Source organism: Streptomyces sp. NPDC049577 (assembly GCF_040675635.1).
Classification (GTDB): domain Bacteria; phylum Actinomycetota; class Actinomycetes; order Streptomycetales; family Streptomycetaceae; genus Streptomyces.
The window spans coordinates 1-15,700 of the sequence record NZ_JBFAPH010000147.1; the positions used below are offsets into that span (position 1 = coordinate 1).

At 72.9% G+C, this 15,700-nt stretch carries 17 protein-coding genes and 1 pseudogene; 9 read left to right on the top strand and 9 right to left on the bottom strand.

Annotated features, from left to right (window positions below):
* Positions 1-89: 89 nt before the first annotated feature.
* Positions 90-323, top strand: a pseudogene (locus AB0K09_RS17870) (GNAT family N-acetyltransferase); the annotation flags it as partial.
* A 63-nt stretch (positions 324-386) separates the two neighbouring features.
* Here the strand turns inward: AB0K09_RS17870 and AB0K09_RS17875 are convergent.
* A complete protein-coding gene (locus AB0K09_RS17875) occupies positions 387-2,459 on the bottom strand; it encodes an MDR family MFS transporter (RefSeq protein WP_366066322.1) in 2,073 nt (690 codons plus the stop codon).
* Positions 2,460-2,704: 245 nt separating this feature from the next.
* Between AB0K09_RS17875 and AB0K09_RS17880 the strand changes: the two genes are divergently transcribed.
* Complete coding sequence (locus AB0K09_RS17880) at positions 2,705-3,214, top strand: HAD family hydrolase (RefSeq protein ID WP_366066323.1); 510 nt, start codon at positions 2,705-2,707, stop codon at positions 3,212-3,214.
* Positions 3,215-3,307: 93 nt separating this feature from the next.
* Here AB0K09_RS17880 and AB0K09_RS17885 read toward each other — a convergent pair whose 3' ends face one another.
* Positions 3,308-3,877 (bottom strand): heme-binding protein, encoded by a 570-nt coding sequence (locus tag AB0K09_RS17885; protein WP_366066324.1) that lies wholly within the window; start codon positions 3,875-3,877, stop codon positions 3,308-3,310.
* Positions 3,878-4,173: 296 nt separating this feature from the next.
* Here AB0K09_RS17885 and AB0K09_RS17890 point away from each other — a divergent pair, with 296 nt between their 5' ends.
* From AB0K09_RS17890 to AB0K09_RS17900, 3 genes are all read left to right on the top strand, one after another.
* Positions 4,174-5,340 carry a sensor histidine kinase gene (locus AB0K09_RS17890; RefSeq protein WP_366066338.1) on the top strand — a complete coding sequence of 389 codons (1,167 nt, stop codon included), beginning with the start codon at positions 4,174-4,176 and terminating at the stop codon, positions 5,338-5,340.
* The gene (locus AB0K09_RS17895; RefSeq protein WP_366066325.1) at positions 5,337-5,990 is read left to right on the top strand and encodes a response regulator transcription factor; all 654 of its coding nucleotides are present in this window, start codon (positions 5,337-5,339) and stop codon (positions 5,988-5,990) included. The genes AB0K09_RS17890 and AB0K09_RS17895 overlap by 4 nt, the downstream gene beginning before the upstream one ends.
* Positions 5,991-6,075: 85 nt before the next feature.
* Positions 6,076-6,720 carry a LysE family translocator gene (locus tag AB0K09_RS17900; RefSeq protein WP_366066326.1) on the top strand — a complete coding sequence of 215 codons (645 nt, stop codon included), beginning with the start codon at positions 6,076-6,078 and terminating at the stop codon, positions 6,718-6,720.
* A gap of 6 nt (positions 6,721-6,726) precedes the next feature.
* On the opposite strand, the gene AB0K09_RS17905 is transcribed toward AB0K09_RS17900, so the two are convergent.
* A complete protein-coding gene (locus AB0K09_RS17905) occupies positions 6,727-7,203 on the bottom strand; it encodes a GNAT family N-acetyltransferase (protein WP_366066327.1) in 477 nt (158 codons plus the stop codon).
* Positions 7,204-7,448: 245 nt separating this feature from the next.
* Between AB0K09_RS17905 and AB0K09_RS17910 the strand changes: the two genes are divergently transcribed.
* Positions 7,449-8,945 carry a hypothetical protein gene (locus tag AB0K09_RS17910; protein WP_366066328.1) on the top strand — a complete coding sequence of 499 codons (1,497 nt, stop codon included), beginning with the start codon at positions 7,449-7,451 and terminating at the stop codon, positions 8,943-8,945.
* Positions 8,946-8,962: 17 nt separating this feature from the next.
* On the opposite strand, the gene AB0K09_RS17915 is transcribed toward AB0K09_RS17910, so the two are convergent.
* The 5 genes from AB0K09_RS17915 to AB0K09_RS17935 form a co-directional block, all read right to left on the bottom strand.
* Positions 8,963-9,451 carry an SRPBCC family protein gene (locus AB0K09_RS17915; RefSeq protein WP_366066329.1) on the bottom strand — a complete coding sequence of 163 codons (489 nt, stop codon included), beginning with the start codon at positions 9,449-9,451 and terminating at the stop codon, positions 8,963-8,965.
* The gene (locus tag AB0K09_RS17920) at positions 9,439-10,338 is read right to left on the bottom strand and encodes an RNA polymerase sigma-70 factor (protein ID WP_366066330.1); all 900 of its coding nucleotides are present in this window, start codon (positions 10,336-10,338) and stop codon (positions 9,439-9,441) included. Before AB0K09_RS17920 ends, AB0K09_RS17915 begins: the two co-directional genes overlap by 13 nt.
* 115 nt (positions 10,339-10,453) lie before the next feature.
* Positions 10,454-11,149 carry an aspartate/glutamate racemase family protein gene (locus AB0K09_RS17925; protein WP_366066331.1) on the bottom strand — a complete coding sequence of 232 codons (696 nt, stop codon included), beginning with the start codon at positions 11,147-11,149 and terminating at the stop codon, positions 10,454-10,456.
* Between the two features lie 86 nt (positions 11,150-11,235).
* Positions 11,236-11,814 (bottom strand): TMEM165/GDT1 family protein, encoded by a 579-nt coding sequence (locus tag AB0K09_RS17930; protein ID WP_366066332.1) that lies wholly within the window; start codon positions 11,812-11,814, stop codon positions 11,236-11,238.
* Between the two features lie 200 nt (positions 11,815-12,014).
* Positions 12,015-12,839: an ABC transporter permease gene (locus AB0K09_RS17935; protein ID WP_366066333.1), complete on the bottom strand. Its 825-nt coding sequence runs from the start codon at positions 12,837-12,839 to the stop codon at positions 12,015-12,017.
* A gap of 147 nt (positions 12,840-12,986) precedes the next feature.
* On the opposite strand from AB0K09_RS17935, the gene AB0K09_RS17940 reads away from it, so the two are divergent.
* Together AB0K09_RS17940 and AB0K09_RS17945 are read left to right on the top strand one after the other, a co-directional pair.
* Positions 12,987-13,478 (top strand): DoxX family protein, encoded by a 492-nt coding sequence (locus tag AB0K09_RS17940; protein ID WP_366066334.1) that lies wholly within the window; start codon positions 12,987-12,989, stop codon positions 13,476-13,478.
* Between the two features lie 184 nt (positions 13,479-13,662).
* Entirely contained in the window at positions 13,663-14,295 is a 633-nt protein-coding gene (locus AB0K09_RS17945; protein ID WP_366066335.1) for a VTT domain-containing protein, read from the top strand.
* 62 nt (positions 14,296-14,357) lie between these two features.
* Here AB0K09_RS17945 and snpA read toward each other — a convergent pair whose 3' ends face one another.
* Positions 14,358-15,053 carry a snapalysin gene (snpA, locus tag AB0K09_RS17950; RefSeq protein ID WP_366066336.1) on the bottom strand — a complete coding sequence of 232 codons (696 nt, stop codon included), beginning with the start codon at positions 15,051-15,053 and terminating at the stop codon, positions 14,358-14,360.
* Between the two features lie 239 nt (positions 15,054-15,292).
* On the opposite strand from snpA, the gene AB0K09_RS17955 reads away from it, so the two are divergent.
* The coding region (locus AB0K09_RS17955; RefSeq protein ID WP_366066337.1) for a LysR family transcriptional regulator at positions 15,293-15,700 on the top strand (408 nt) is incomplete at its 3' end.

The window sequence follows — 15,700 nt, forward strand, 5'->3', positions numbered from 1 at the left end:
CGGCCGCGCGCGTACATGCAGGGCGAGCAGGACGGCCACGACGGCCGCGCAGCCGAGCGCCGGGCCGGGGAAGCGGACCATCCCGACCAGCGCGGCTGACGCGCATGTTCGTACGCCCGGCCGGGCGCGGCCTGGGCGGGGCGCCGGCCCTGTTGCGCGCGGCGGAAGAAGCGGCGCGGGAGTGGGGCGTGCGGCGCGTCGTGCTCAACACACGCCTGGATCTGACGGAGGCGCGGGCGCTGTACGCCCGGCACGGGTACGCGGACATCCCGCCGTATGTGCGCGGGCCGTACGCGGAGGTGTGGCTGGGCAAGGAGCTCTGAGCCGGCCGGCCCGGCGGGGCAGCCAGTCGGCCCGGCGGGGCAGCCGGCCGGCTTGACGGAGGGTCACGGCCGCCGGTGGTCCGGCCGGGGGTGGTCCGCGTCGCCGTCGTGCGGCTGCTCCTCGTCCGACCCGCACATCTCGGCCGTCAGTTCGTGCACCAGTGCCTGGAGGTCCGTCGGCCGGCCGGCCGTCCACCAGTCGCCCAGCAGTTCGGCGAGGGCCTCCTCGCGGGCCCGGAAGAGCAGTTCGGCCTGCCGGCCGCCCTCGCCGGTGAGGACGAGCGGGAGCCCGTCCCGGATCGCGAGGCCGCGTTCCTCCAGTTGGCGGGCCGCCTCGGTGACGACGCGGATGGGCACGTCGACCCGCTCGGCGAGCAGGGAGGGCTCGGCGGAGCCGTAGCGGTGGATGCGCAGCAGCATCCAGCTGGCGGCGGGGTGCAGATCGAGCCCGGCGCGGACGGTGATGTCCGCGTAGACGCGCCGGCGGCCCTCGCGGCTGCCCAGCAGCGACAGGGCGCGGGCGACCTCGTCACGGGAGGACCGCTCGACGGGGTTGCTGGAGACGATCTCGCTGCCCTCGGGCGCGGTGACGCTGCCGCGCAGCGGCTCCTCGCGCAGCATCCAGGCGAGGGCGAAGGCGGCCAGCGCCGCGGGGACGGCGTAGAGGAAGACGTCGGTGATCGACTGGGAGTAGGCGCCGAGGACGGCGGCCCGGCTGCCGGCCGGCAGCCGGGCGATGGCACGCGGGTCGGCCTGGAGGTCGGAGGGGTGCAGGCCGGGCGGCAGGCGCACCCCGGCGAGGGCGTCGGCGATGCGCGGCCGGAGCATGTTCGCGAAGATCGTGCCGAAGACGGAGACGCCGAACGAGGCGCCGATGGAGCGGAAGAAGGTCGCGCCCGAGGTGGCGACGCCGAGGTTCGCGTAGTCGACGGAGTTCTGCACGATCAGCACGAGCACCTGCATGACCAGGCCGAGGCCGAGGCCGAAGACGAAGAAGTAGGCGCTCATGGTGGCCGTGCTGCTGGCCGGCGTGAGCTGGTGGAGCAGCAGCAGCCCGACGGTCATGACGGCCGTCCCCACGATCGGGAAGACCTTGTAGCGGCCGGTGCGGCTGACGATCTGCCCGGAGCCGGTGGAGGCGATCAGCATGCCGGCCACCATCGGCAGCATGTGCACGCCGGACATCGTCGGCGAGACGCCGTGCACGACCTGGAGGAACGTCGGCAGGTAGGTCATCGAGCCGAACATCGCGAAGCCGACGACGAAGCCGATCACCGAGCACAGGGTGAAGGTGCGGATCCGGAACAGCCGCAGCGGCAGCACCGGCTCGGCGGCGCGCCGCTCCACGGCCACGAACGGCAGGAGCAGGACCACGCCCAGGACGGCCAGCAGGATGATCGGCCAGGACGCCCAGGGGTAGCTCACGCCGCCGAGCGAGGTCATCAGCACCAGGGCGGTGGCGACACTGGCGATCAGCAGCGTGCCGAGGTAGTCGATCCGGTGCGGGGTGCGGCGGACCGGGATGTGCAGGACGGACGCGATGACCAGCAGCGCGACGATGCCGACCGGCAGGTTGACGTAGAACACCCAGCGCCAGCTGAGGTGGTCCACGAAGAGTCCGCCGAGCAGCGGTCCGAGCACGCTCGTACCGCCGAAGACCGCTCCGAAGAGGCCCTGGTAGCGGCCCCGGTCGCGGGGCGGCACGATGTCGCCGACGATCGCCATCGACAGCACCATCAGCCCGCCGCCGCCCAGGCCCTGCACGGCGCGGAAGCCGATCAGCTGCGGCATGTCCCGGGCCATGCCGCAGAGCACCGAGCCGGCCAGGAACAGGACGATGGCCGTCTGGAAGAGCTTCTTGCGGCCGTACTGGTCACCGAGTTTGCCCCACAGCGGCGTGGCCGCCGTGGACGCGAGCATGTACGCGGTGACCACCCAGGACAGGTGCTCCAGCCCGCCGAGGTCGCTGACGATCGTCGGCAGCGCGGTCGAGACGATCGTCTGGTCCAGCGCCGCCAGCAGCATCCCGAGCAGCAGCGCCCCGATGGCCACCCCCACCCCGCGCCGCGTCTGCCCCTGCCCCCGTAGGGGGGCGGGCTCGGTGGTGACGGCGGGGCCCGGGGTGTCCTGCGCCATGGCGGCTCCTCGACAGTGCGGCCTGAAGGACGGGCTCCCTCCATCGTGGGCCGGATCCCCGCCGACGGCCCGCCGGGGTACGCCGACCCGGGGCCGACCCGGGGCCGGGAAGGGGGGCCGACCTGGGGCACTGGCGTTCGGGACGCAGGCTTTGTATCGTGAGAAAACAAAGTGGCCCCGCCCGCACCTCCCTGACCGGCGGACGGGGCCGCTTGCTTTCGCCTTTCCGAGCTCAGGAGCGCACGATGACCAACGGGACCGCCCGGCCCCTCGGCGAGTTCGACGCCGTCCTCCTGGACATGGACGGGACCATCGTCAACTCCGACGCCGTCGTCGAGCGCTGCTGGCGCCGCTGGGCCGGCGAGCACGGCCTGGACGCGGACGAGGTCATGAAGGTCGTCCACGGCCGCCAGGGCCACGCCACCATGGCCGTCCTCCTCCCCGGCCGGCCGATGGAGCTCAACCACGCCGACAACCGCCGCATGCTCGAGGCCGAGACGGCCGACATGGACGGCGTCGTCCCGGTGCCGGGCGCGCCCGCCTTCATGGCCGCCCTCGCCCGGCTCCCGCACGCCCTGGTCACCTCGGCCGACCGCAAGCTGGCCGAGGCCCGCATGGGCGCGGCCGGCATGTACGTCGTGGGCGTCGGCCCGCGCGCCGCCGCGCACGCGCCGGACGCGCACGTGACGGACCTGACCCGGATCCGGGTCGAGGCGGGCGCGGACGGCGGGATCGTGCTGAGCGTCCTGGGCTGACGCGCCCACCGCGGCGGCGGGCGACCACGACGCGCCGGACCGGCGGTGTCCGCACCGGGCCGCACCCCCGGCGAGGGCCCGCCGGACGGCCGGCTAGCGGCCGAGCGCAGCGGCCCCCGCCTGCGCGAACTTCTCGTCCTGGTCACCGCTGGGCGCGCCCGCCACGCCGATTCCGGCCACCGGCTGCCCGTCCGCCTGGACGGGCGTACCGCCCGGCAGGAAGAGGGTGCCCGGGATGTCCTTGAGGTTCGGCGCCTGCTCCAGCCGCTTGACCAGCGCGGACGTGGGCGCGTTCCAGGACACCGCGGTGTACGCCTTGCGCTGCGCCGACTCGTAGGACTGCGGGCCCGCGCCGTCGCCCCGCAGCGTGACGACCGTGTTGCCGTCGCGGTCGACGACCGCGACGGACACCTTCTGCCCGTCCTTCCGCGCGGCGGCCAGCGCCGCCTGGGCGGCACGCGTGGCCGCGTCGACGCTCAGCCGCGAGGGCCGGACGAGGTCCTTGCCCGCCACCGAAGCCCCGGCCGCGGGCGCCGGTGCCGGCGCGGCGGACGCGGTGGACGTCCCGGCCGTCACGGAGACGACACCGACGATCCCCGCGCCCACGGCGGCTGCGGCGGTCAGGACACGGGCACGGGCGGAGAGCGCGGAGAGCGTCTTCATCGGGACTCCTTCGATTGCGAAAGCGAAAGGACGGAAGCGGTCCGGTGACCGCCTGCCTCCGATCCTCCGTTCGGCGCCGCCCTCACCGGATCGCCGGACCGTCTGCGACCCCGGCGCAGATCGGCGGACCCCTCCGTCATCCGATCGGCTGATGCCGCCGACGCACCATGGATATAGAACGGATGCACGGAACAGAACGTGTGGTGAGGTGACGGGTGCGCGATCGGCAGGAGCCGCCGGCGAGGACGACTGCGGCGGCGAGTGGGAGCAGGACCGCGCGCCTGGACGAGCGCCGGGTGAACGCGGTGCTGTACGCGGCGTTCCTGCTGCTCCTGGGCGCGTCCCTGGCCCGCTTCCTGCTGCACCACCCGGGTGAGCCCCGCACCCCGTGGATCATCGCCCTGGCCGCCGTGCTCACCGCGCTGTACGTGCTCGGTCCGGCGCAGGGCCTCGGCGGGGCGGCCCGGGCCGGAGGCCGGCGCCCGCTGGTGTGGCTGGGCGCCGTCGTCTGCACCTGGCTCGTCCTGGCCGTCCTCGCGCCGAGCTTCGCCTGGTGCGCGGTGCCCCTGCTCTTCACCGGGCTGAGCCTGCTGTCGGACCGGGCCGCCGTGCTTCTCGTGGCGCTGCTGACCGGCTGTGTGGTGGCGGCCCAGCTCCGGCTGGCCGGGGAGTTCGACCCCAACCTCGTCCTCGCCCCGCCCGCCGTGGCCGCGATCGCCACCGCCGTCTTCCTGCGCATGCGCCGGCTGGCGGCGCAGCAGCACGCGCTGATCGACGACCTGCTGCGCACCCGCCGGGACCTGGCCGCCATCGAGCGCCGCGAGGGGACGCTCGCCGAACGGCACCGGCTGTCCATGGAGATCCACGACACGCTCGCCCAGGGCCTGTCCAGCCAGCGGATGCTGCTCCAGGCGGCGGACCGGGTCTGGGAACGGGACCCCGCGGCGGCCCGCGGCCACGTCCGCACGGCGTCGGGGATCGCCGAGGCCAATCTGGCCGAGGCCCGCCGCTTCGTCCACGACCTGGCCCCCGCCGAGCTCACCGGCGGCGGCCTTCCCGAGGCGCTGCGGCGCCTGGCCGAACGGGAGTCGGCCGTCGCGACCCGCTGCCATGTCGAGGGCACGCCCACGCCCCTGCCGCAGCCGGTGCAGTCCGCGCTGCTGCGCGTCGCCCAGGGTGCCCTGGCGAACGTCCGGGAGCACGCCGGGGCGCGGACGGCCGCGCTCACGCTCACCTGTCTGGACGACCAGGTCGTCCTGGACATCGCCGACGACGGGTGCGGCTTCGACCCCGCCCGCACCCCCGCGCCCGGCCCGCAGCGCGGCCACGGCCTGCCCGCGATGCGGGCCCGGCTCCAGCGCCTGGGCGGCACCCTGACCGTCGAGTCGGCCCCCGGGGACGGGACCGTCGTCTCGGCCGCCGTGCCCCTTCTCCCCCCGCACGAACGGGAGGCCGCCCGGTGAGCGCCGACGCCGCGGCGCCGTCCGTGCGCGTCCTGTTGTGCGACGACCACGCCGTCGTCCGCGCCGGGCTGCGCGCCCTGCTCGCCAGCGCGCCGGGCATCGAGGTCGTCGCCGAGGCGGGCAGCGGCGAGGAGGCGCTCGCCCGGGTGGCCGCGCTCGGCCCCGGCGGGCTCGACCTGGTGCTCATGGATCTGCAACTGGGCGCCGGCCTGGACGGGACCGAGACCACCCGGCGGCTGACGGCCCTGCCCGGCGGCCCCCGGGTGCTCGTCCTGACCACGTACGACACGGACGCGGACATCACCCGCGCGGTCGAGGCCGGTGCCACCGGCTATCTGCTCAAGGCCGAGCAGCCGGACGACCTCTTCCACGCCATCCGCACCGCCGCCGAGGGCCGCACCGCGCTGTCCCCGCCCGTGGCCGGGCGCCTCATGGCCCGCATGCGCGCACCGCGTCCGGCCCTCACGGACCGCGAGTCCGACATCCTGCGGCAGCTCGCGCGCGGCCTCGGCAACCGGGACATCGCCCGGGCCCTCTTCATCAGCGAGGCCACCGTCAAGACCCACCTCGGCCGTATCTACGCCAAACTCGGCGTCGAAACCCGCTCGGGCGCGGTGGCCATGGCCAAGGAGCAGCGGCTCCTTCCGTAGGGCCATGCGGGCCCGCGCCTGGTACGAGGATCGGTCATCTGTTTGGATGCCCCCTGCACGACGGAATCCAGGAGGTGGCGTACGCATGGTGTCCACGGAGAGCGTTCTCGCGTTCGCGGCGATGTCGCTGTTGGTGATCGTGATCCCGGGGCCGAGCGTGCTCTTCGTGATCGGCAGGGCCCTGGCCCACGGCCGCCGCACGGCGCTCGCCACGGTCCTCGGCAACCTCCTCGGCTCGTACGTCGTGGTGACGGCCGTGGCGTGGGGCCTCGGCGCGGTGGTGGAGAGCTCGGCGGCGGTGTTCACGGGCGTGAAGCTGGCCGGGGCGGCGTACCTCGTCCACCTGGGCGTGCAGGCGTTCCGGCACCGCAAGGAGATGCGCGCGGCGACCATGGAGGTCACGGCGGGCGAGCGGCGCGGTGACCTCCGCACGATCGCGGACGGCGCCCTGGTGGGCCTCACCAACCCGAAGGCCATCGTCTTCTTCGCGGCGGTGCTGCCGCAGTTCGTCGACCACTCGGCGGGCCGGGTTCCCCTCCAGATGATGCTGCTGGGCCTGGTCCCGATCACCATCGGCATGATCACCGACACCCTGTGGGGCCTGGGCGCCTCGGCGGCCCGCTCCTGGTTCGCCCGCTCGGACCGCCGCCTGTCGATGGTCGGCGGGGCGGGCGGCCTCGCGATGATCGGCTTGGGCGTGACGGTGGCGGCCACGGGCCGCGCGGACTGAGCTCCGCTACGACGCAGGCGCCCAGCGCATCGTCATGTCGGGCAGCCGCTCCATGTTGCGGCTCCCGTCGTCGGTGTCGGCCACGGTGAAGCCGTGCCGTTCGTAGAACGCGCGGGCGCCGGTGTTCTGCTGGAAGACGTACAACGACAGCCCGCCCGGACTGTGCCGCTTGACCTCGTCGAGCAGCAGCGTGCCGATTCCTTGCCGGAGAAGGTCCGGGCGCAGATAGAGATCCTCCAGCACGTCACCACCGAGCGCGGCGTACCCGACGACCTCGCCCCCACGCTCGGCGACCCACACGAGACACTCGGCGAGCACGATCTCCCGCACCCACCACACCACTTCCTCGTGCGTACGCCTCTGCGGCGGCAGATAGGGCATGGTGGCGGCCCGGGAGTCCACATGGACCCGCGCGATCACGCCCGCGTCCGGCACGTCCGCGCGCCGGACGGTCGTACCGCCGTCGTCATGGGTCGATTCCACGCCGGGAACGTACCGGGCGGGGGCGGCGCGGGCGAGCGATTATGCGGCGCGGCCCCGACTGTCATCACGCCCATGAGTTGCGGGGCCGGAACCGCAGCCGGAGCCTGAAAGGGAGCTGCTCTCACCGAGCGGACGCCCGAGTGAAGTGGCGGGCCCAGGGATATCACCGGCCTGCCGTCAGGGGTGCGGAATCGTTCGCGTCCTGGTGATCACGAGCTGAGGCGATCGCGGTGTCACGCATACGCATGGCCGTAGAGATTCACAACGAGTCGCCCGTGCCGCTCCTCTGGGCCACGGACAAGCTGGAATCGGGGGACTGGACCGACCCGTGGTACCCCTCTCGGGCCAGCCCCATCGCTCCCGGCACGACCGCGGAGTGGCGGGCCGAGGGAGACCTCTTCATCGAACCGACGTCCGGCACCGAGGGCCGCGTCCAGTACAACATCGACGGCGACCCCGGGCGTCAGCTGTACGTGCACTTCGACAGTCCTCTCATCGAGTCCCCGTACGGGAACACCTTCCACGTCTTCGCGCCGCCGGGCTTCGAAGCGGCGTACACCGGTGGTCAGGGCCACGAGGCCCGGCTCGTCATCCGCTTCCGGGAGAGCGCGCGTCGCCAGGTCCACGGCTTCACGCCGTCGGTCAACGGGTTCCAGTTCTCGAACCACTGGAGTCCCGGCCTTCCCGCGATGACCGTCGGATTCCTCTGGAACCGACTGCTCGACGAGCTCGGCGGGGACGCCGCCAGCGCCCTGGAAATCGCCCGGGTGGATGACGGATGGCTGCCGATCACCCAGGCCCGCGCGGGAATGTGCGGCGGGATGACGTTCGGCGCGATGGACTACTTCGCCGCCGGCAAGCTCCCGCCCGCCGCGACGACGGCCCCGGACTCCGCGGCCGACCCGCTCTTCCAGTTCATCCGGGACCGGCTGCTGGACAGCTTCGACATCACCGGCTCCGGGCACCGATGGCTGGGATACTCCTCGCCGCTCTACCCGAACGGCGACGAAGGGGTCATTCAAGTGGCCGGACTTGCCCGTGGCCGCTCCTGGGTGACGTACCGGGACGAATGGCCGCGCATCCGCGACGACATCGACGGGGGGAGACTGTCCCCGATCGGCCTGATCCAGACCGACTCGCTCGACATCGGCAAGAACCACCAGGTGCTCGCCTACGCCTACCAGCAGAGTGGTCAGGTGGTCCAGCTATGGGTGTACGACAACAACTACCCACGCGAAGACGACATGCACCTGCAATTCGATATCACCGACACGGCGGGCGAGGTCCACGTCCAGCGCCTCGGCCCCTATCACGCCGACGAGCCACGGATCTTCTGCATCTTCCGTACCAATGGCTACGCCCCCCACACGCCACCGGACGGGCGTCCGATGCCGCCGCCCTCGGCTCCAGGCACCTCGCCTCCCGTTGACGTCGTCGAGGCGCTCAACCGCATCGGCGTGGACTTCAGTGTCGCCGAGGCCGATCTGCGCAGCTGGCTCGCCAATCCACTCTTCACGCCCTACCCGGCTATTTCTCAGGCGCTCCTGCACCAGGGCTGGTCGCTCAAGGCCCCGGTTTTCCTGGACGTCATCGTGTGGAACTACGAGCACGTCCCCGGCGCCGTCTCGCCCCGCAATGAGGCGGAGGTCAACCTCGACACCCTGAAAGCGGCCGTCCTCGAGGGCTGGAACGTGCGCTACGGAACGAATGTCACGGCATTCGAGCAGCTCCTCAAGCCTTGACCCGGCCAAGTCCCCCGTCACTCGCCGGGTTCACGGCGGAAACCCGGCGCCGGAAAAACGCCCCGCCCCTCCGTCAGCGCCCCGGCGCCCGCGTCGAGGATCCTGCCGAAGACGTGGGAGATGACCGGCTTGCCGATCCTGCGGGCGATGATCCCGCCCAGGGGGCCGGGGATCCGGAAGGTGGTCGTCCAGACGACGAGGGTGCCCTCGGCGACCTCCGTGAAGGTCATGCGGCCCAGCTCGTGGCGGGCCGGCGGGTAGCTGCGTTCGACGGTGTAGTCGAAGTCGTACGGCGGGTTGTAGGTGGTGACCCGTTCGCGGAACCAGCCGATCAGCCATGTGTGCTGCCGGATCGCGCCCACGCCGTAGGGCGCGCCGCGGCCCGGGCGGGCCAGGCGGGCCTTGAGGACGAAGGGGGAACGCGTGTAGTTGGTGGTGGTCGAGCACCATGCGAAGACGTCGGCGATCGGCGCCGCGATGACGCGGCGCACCGTCACGGTTTCCATGGGTCGTCCCTTCTGGCCAGCGGGCGCGGATCGACGGCCGCGCCCAGCTTGTCGGGGTTGCGTACGGCGTACATGCCGTGGATGAGGCCGCCGGCGATCTCGAAGATCACCAGGTGGTCGGGCCGGTCGCCCGCCCGGAACAGCAGGGCGGGCATGGCGTTGTAGGTCGCGAACTCGGGCCCGGCTGCCCCGAGCCCGCTCGTCCTGGCGACCCCGGCGACGAACCGTGCGACGTGCTCCCGGCCGATGACCGGGCGGCGGGCGGTGGCGGGCCGGCCGCCTCCGTCGGAGATGTGGACCACACCCGGCGCCATCATGTTCATCAGGGCCGTGACGTCGCCGGTGCCGGCCGCGCGCAGGAAGCGGTCGACGATCTCCTCGGCCGTGCGGGGGTCGGGCTCGAAGCGCCGGCGCCGGGCGCGGACGTGTTCGCGGGCGCGGTGCGCGATCTGACGGGCCGCGGTCTCGGTCTTGCCGACCAGGCCGGCGACCTCGCGGTGCGAGTAGCCGAAGACCTCGCGCAGTACGAACACGGCGCGTTCGTCCGGGTTCAGCGTCTCCAGGACCAGCAGCATCGCCATGGACACCGACTCGGCGAGCACGGCGTCCTCGCTCACGTCCGGAGCGGTGCGGACCGGCTCGGGGAGCCAGGGACCGATGTAGTCCTCGCGGCGCCGTCGTGCGGTGCGCAGATGGTTCAGCGCCTGCCGGGTGACCGTGCGCACGAGGTAGGCGCGCGGGTGCCCGATGTCCTCCCGGTCGGCGGCGTGCCAGCGGAGGTAGCTGTCCTGCACCACGTCCTCCGCGTCGGCCGCGCTGCCCAGGATCTCGTAGGCGATCGTGAACAGCAGCGGCCGGCACTCCGCGAAGACCTGACCCTCGTTCAACACCGGCCTCCTTCGCGAACCCGGTCACCTTGCCCGGTCCACCGTGTAGACACCGGCCGGTCCGGGATCGTGACACGATCGCGTGCGACGTGGGTCACACCGGGTCAGGCCCAGGTCAGGCCCGGGGCAGTGCCGCGTCCACCGCCGCCTCCGCGTGCAGCCGTGCCGTGGGGAAGACGGGAACGGGGCTGTCCTCGGGGCGGACGAGCAGCTCGATCTCCGTGCAGCCGAGGATGACGCCTTCCGCGCCGGCCGCGACGAGGTCCTCGATGACCTTCCGGTAGGCGGCGCGCGACTCCTCCCGCACGACGCCCAGGCAGAGTTCCTCGTAGATCACCCGGTGCACGAGCGCACGCCCATCCGCGTCCGGGACGCGCACGTCCAGGCCGCGCGCCGCGAGGCGGCCCCGGTAGAAGTCCTGCTCCATGGTGAAGGCGGTGCCCAGCAGGCCGACCCGGCGCAGTCCGGCGGCCAGGACGGCGTCCGCGGTGGCGTCCGCGAGGTGCAGCAGCGGGACGGAGACGGCCGCCTCGACCTGGTCCGCGACCTTGTGCATGGTGTTGGTGCAGATGAGCACCAGCTCGGCGCCGGCCGCCTGGAGGGAGCGGGCGGCCGCGGCGAGGATCTCGCCCGCCTCCGTCCAGCGGCCCTGGACCTGCAACTGCTCGATCTCCGCGAAGTCCACCGAGTACAGCACGCAGCGGGCCGAGTGGAGGCCGCCCAGCCGGTCGCGCGTGCGCTCGTTCAGCAGGCGGTAGTACTCGGCCGTCGACTCCCAGCTCATGCCGCCGATCAGCCCGATCGTCCTCATCGCACGCTCCCCCGCACCGGTTCCGTGCGCGCTCGCGCGCGCGTCGTCGGCGGCCAGCCTGCCACAGGGCCGGGTCCGGCCCTCCGTCAGGCCGCGGCCTCGTAGAGGCTGAAGCCGGCCAGCGCCAGCATCACCAGCGCGGCCACCTTCGTGATCAGCCGCAGCGGCACGTACCGCATGAGCGTGCGCCCGCCCACGATGCCGAGGCCGGCGACGGCCCACAGGGCGAGGACGGCGCCGAGGCCGACGGAGAGCGGATCGTCGTAGCGGGCGGCGAGGTTGGCGGTCATGATCTGGGTGAGGTCGCCGAACTCGGCCACGAGGATGAGCATGAAGCCCGCGCCGGAGACCTTCCAGAAGGACTGGTCGGCGGGGCTCTTCACCGTCTCCTCGTCGTCGTCCTTCTTCAGCAGCAGCATGGCCGCGCCCACGAGGAAGAGCACACCGACGACGGCCTGGACGAGCCGGTGCGGAAGGAGGCCGAGGACGCTGCCGGCGGCGATGGCCAGGGCGACGTGGACGGCGAAGGCGGCGGCGACGCCGGCGAAGACGTACGAGGCGCGGTAGCGGGTGCCGAGCATGAGGCCGGCGAGGGCCGTCTTGTCGGGGAGTTCGGCAAGGAAGATCACGCCGAAGACCAGGGCGGCGACGGTGATGCTGAACACGGTTCGGATTCCTCGGGGGTCGGGGGCGGACTGCCGCGCCGAGAGGGTCCCGAGAGGTTTCAGGGGTCGCTTCGGCACGGCAGCGTCATGGACACTGCGGCCGAAGGTCTCGCTGGCCCGCTCGCCCGGTACGGGCGGACGCGGCCTCCGGGCGCCGGCCGGGGCGAAGCCCGGCAGTATGTCGACGTTCCGGCGAAGAGCTACTCCCCTTCTGCTCCCCCCAGGGTACGGGACCGGGGCCGGGGCGGCGCGGCGCGGGTGTCCCGGTGGAGCAGCCCGCGCGCGACGAGCTCCAGGACGACCGCGACCGCCACCGCCTGCACGGCCAGCAGCGCGACCAGCACGAACAGCTGCACGGCGCCCGCCATCAGCGGCGAGGCCCCGCCGAGCAGCATGCCGACGAACGCGCCGGGGAGGGTGACGAGCCCCACAGTCCTGGTCTGGTCCAGGCCGGGCAGCAGCGCGTCGGAGGCGGCCGGGCGGGCGATCTCCAGGCGGGCGTCGCGATCGAGCATGCCGAGGGCGAGGCCCGCCTCGACCTCCCCGTGCCGGGTGCGCAGTTCGTCCAGGGCGCGCCGGCCGCCGAGGACGGTCGCGGTCAGGCCGCCACCGATGAGGATGCCGGCGACGGGGATCAGGGCGACGCCGCGCACGGGTACGAGCCCGGTCGCGAGCAGGACGCCGACGACCGGGAAGACGCCGGCGGCGATCGGCAGCGCCGCCCACCACCAGGTGTGGTTCGGGGTGACACGCCGCCCGGCGGTCCGCACGGCGACGGCGAACATCAGCGCCACGAAGCACAGCAGCAGCGGCACCGCGCTGACGACCCAGCCGATGAGCGCGGAGACGACGGCCAGCTGGACGGCCGCGCGCAGCCCGGCCAGGGCGATGGCCCGGGCGTAGCCGTGCTCGCGGGCGTCGGCGAGGCGGGCGAGGGCCGCGACGGTGACGGCCGCGGTGAGCAGCACGGCGAGGACCACGCCGAGGACCGGGTTGACCGGGAGCAGAGCGGCGGCGGCGAGCACGCGCCTCAGCCTATTTCGGCGCGGTGCCCGGCTCCCGCAGCCGTGTGAACGCGACATGAAATAAAGAACTTGAACTTGCAAGCATCGATAAGGCGTACCTAACCTGTTCCCCTCGTCGTTCCCGTCCCCGACACGAGGAGCTCTGCCATGCCCCCCACGTCCACCGCCGCGGCGCCGTCCACCGCCGCGACGCCCTCCCCCGCCGCCACGGGAGCCGGCGCGTCGCTCGCCGAGCGCCTCGACGCCGCGCGCCCGTACGCGCTCTCCCTCTTCCGGATCGTGGTCGGCCTGCTCTTCGCCTGCCACGGCGCCGCCTCGCTGTTCGGAGTGCTCGGTGGTGCGGCGGGCAGCCACGGGGGCACGATCCCGGCGGGCACCTGGCCCGGCTGGTACGCGGCGGTGATCCAGCTCGTCGGCGGCGCGCTCGTCCTGCTCGGCGCCGGCACCCGCTCGGCGGCCTTCATCAGCTCCGGCTCGATGGCGTACGCCTACTTCGACGTGCACCAGAGCCTGGCGCTGTGGCCGATCCAGAACGGCGGCGAGTCCTCGGCGATGTTCTGCTGGGCCTTCCTGCTGCTGGTCTTCACCGGCCCCGGCGCGCTGTCGCTGGACCGTCTCCTCGGCCGCGCCAAGAGCTGAGCGGGGGCAGCCCGTCCGCAGGGGTCCGGTACGTCCGGACCCCTACCGGTATGTGATTCGAACAACATCACGGACCCTGTGCTCATCCCCCGGACGCCCAAGGCGTACGCTGTACGGTTGTCAAGGCCGCCCCTGCCGCTCCCCTGCGACGTCGCGGCGGGGGACCGTATCGGGAGATCAGGACGTGCTGGAGCAGCTGGGGGCGTTGGCCACAAGCCCATGGATATACGTGATCGTCGGCCTGTCCGTGCTGCTCGACGTCTTCCTCCCGGTGCTGCCGAGCGGGGTCCTGGTGATCACCGCCGCCACCGCGGCGGCCGGCTCCGCCGCCGGGGCCGTCGGTGACGCGACCGTCCACGGGCACGCCGCCTTCCCCCAGATGTTCGCCCTGGTGATGTGCGCCGCGACCGCGTCCGTGCTCGGTGACATGGTCGCCTACCGCCTCGCCTGGCGCGGCGGCGACCGCTTCGACCGCGCCATCTCCCGCTCCCGCCGGCTGGTGGCCGCCCAGGAGAAGCTCGGTACGGCCCTGGTGCGCGGCGGCGGCCCGCTGGTCGTCGTGGCCCGTTTCGCACCGGCCGGCCGGTCGGTGGTCAGCCTCGGCGCGGGCGTGATGCACCGCCGCGTGGCCGAGTTCCTGCCCTGGTCCGCCCTGGCGGGGCTGACCTGGGCGGCGTACAGCGTGAGCCTCGGCTACTTCGGCGGCCAGTGGCTCGGCGCGACATGGCTCGGCACGGCCGTCTCGGTGTTCGCGCTCTTCGCGGCGGGCGCGGCGGCCGGCTTCCTGATGACGCGCCCGGAGGCGCGGGCCCGCTAGAAGTACCCACGACGAGGGCCCGGTCTCCGCACGGAAACCGGGCCCTCGTCGCCGTTACGGCGTCAGCGGACCGTCGTGAAGACGTTCTTGTCGAGCGCCTTCAGCCCGTTCGCCCACAGCTGGTTGACCCGGCTGCGCTCGGCGGAGTTCGGGTACGGGTTGGTGCAGGACGGGCCGGGGCCACCGCCGGACATCAGCTCGCTGCACGGACCGGAGTAGTGGTCCGGCAGGCCGAGGACGTGGCCGGTCTCGTGCGCCGTGACGCGCGTGGAGTCGTACTCCTCGTTCTGCTGGTAGTCCAGGAAGACATAGCCGCGTCCGTGGCCGTCGGTGCTGGCGTACGAGCCGCGCTCGTCGTTGCCCTCGTAGTATCTGAAGTCGGCGTTGCTGCCGGACCGCAGCTGGACGTTGCGGACGGAGCTGTTCCATATACGGGCGCTGTTGGCTATCTCGTTCGCGAAGCTCGGCGCGTTGCTGGCGTCGTAGACGACCGTGACCGTGCGCAGACCCGGCGAGGCGGCCTGCTTGGCCTTGGCGGACTTCATGACCGCGTCGAAGAACGCCTGGTTGTCGGCCTGTTCGGCGGCGGAGCCCACGTACGCCGCGCGGCTCGCGGCGGTCGAGGTGTGGCCGTGGTGGGCCGGGGCGACGGCGGCGGACGTCGCGGTCGTCGTCGCGGCGGACGCCGGTACGGCCGTGATGCTCGCGGCGAGTCCGAGGCCCAGCGCGGCGGTGAGCGCCATGGTGGAGCGTTTCATGTGGGGGACTCCATTCGTGCCGAGAACCCCTGGTGCCGCACGGGTGGGACGTGCGACGGGGGTTCACGGGTGAACTGTTGTGCCCCTGAGTCTCTGACGCGTTATCAGTGATACGGATGATGCCAATTGGCCATAGCGTCAGCCAATCGCCTACCCTGCGCCACTCGCCGGTCATCGACGTGTTGTCATGTCCGGTCATGTGTCTGGTGTGACGTACGAGGCGCAGTTATGCTCCCCACGTGGAGCTTGAGGTCCGGCACCTCCGTGCGATTTGCGCCATCGCCGACACCGGCAGCGTGCGGAAGGCCGCCCTGCAACTGGGCATGACCCAGCCCTCCCTGACGACCCAGCTCCGGCGCATCGAAGGAACCGTCGGCGGTCTGCTCTTCACCCGCGGCCGCACCGGCAGCCGCCCCACGCCCCTGGGCCACTCCGTCCTCGCCCGCGCCCGCCCGATCGTCGCCGAGATGACCGCCCTGGTGATGGCCGCGCGCGACGCGGCGCTCGGCGTCGGCGGCGTGCGGCTGCGCATCGGCAGCATCGGCAGCCGCGCCGTCACGGGCTGGCTGCGCCGCGTCCACCGGCGGCTGCCGGACACGGAGACCACCATTCACATAGAGGTCTCCTCGCACACGCTGCTGCAACTG

Excerpts from the sequence above, each read along its gene's own strand:
- AB0K09_RS17875 (WP_366066322.1), bottom strand. The coding sequence starts at position 2,459 with ATGGCGCAGGACACCCCGGGCCCCGCCGTCACCACCGAGCCCGCCCCC.
- AB0K09_RS17880 (WP_366066323.1), top strand. The coding sequence starts at position 2,705 with ATGACCAACGGGACCGCCCGGCCCCTCGGCGAGTTCGACGCCGTCCTC.
- AB0K09_RS17885 (WP_366066324.1), bottom strand. The coding sequence starts at position 3,877 with ATGAAGACGCTCTCCGCGCTCTCCGCCCGTGCCCGTGTCCTGACCGCC.
- AB0K09_RS17900 (WP_366066326.1), top strand. The coding sequence starts at position 6,076 with ATGGTGTCCACGGAGAGCGTTCTCGCGTTCGCGGCGATGTCGCTGTTG.
- AB0K09_RS17910 (WP_366066328.1), top strand. The coding sequence starts at position 7,449 with ATGGCCGTAGAGATTCACAACGAGTCGCCCGTGCCGCTCCTCTGGGCC.
- AB0K09_RS17915 (WP_366066329.1), bottom strand. The coding sequence starts at position 9,451 with ATGGAAACCGTGACGGTGCGCCGCGTCATCGCGGCGCCGATCGCCGAC.
- AB0K09_RS17925 (WP_366066331.1), bottom strand. The coding sequence starts at position 11,149 with ATGAGGACGATCGGGCTGATCGGCGGCATGAGCTGGGAGTCGACGGCC.
- AB0K09_RS17940 (WP_366066334.1), top strand. The coding sequence starts at position 12,987 with ATGCCCCCCACGTCCACCGCCGCGGCGCCGTCCACCGCCGCGACGCCC.
- snpA (WP_366066336.1), bottom strand. The coding sequence starts at position 15,053 with ATGAAACGCTCCACCATGGCGCTCACCGCCGCGCTGGGCCTCGGACTC.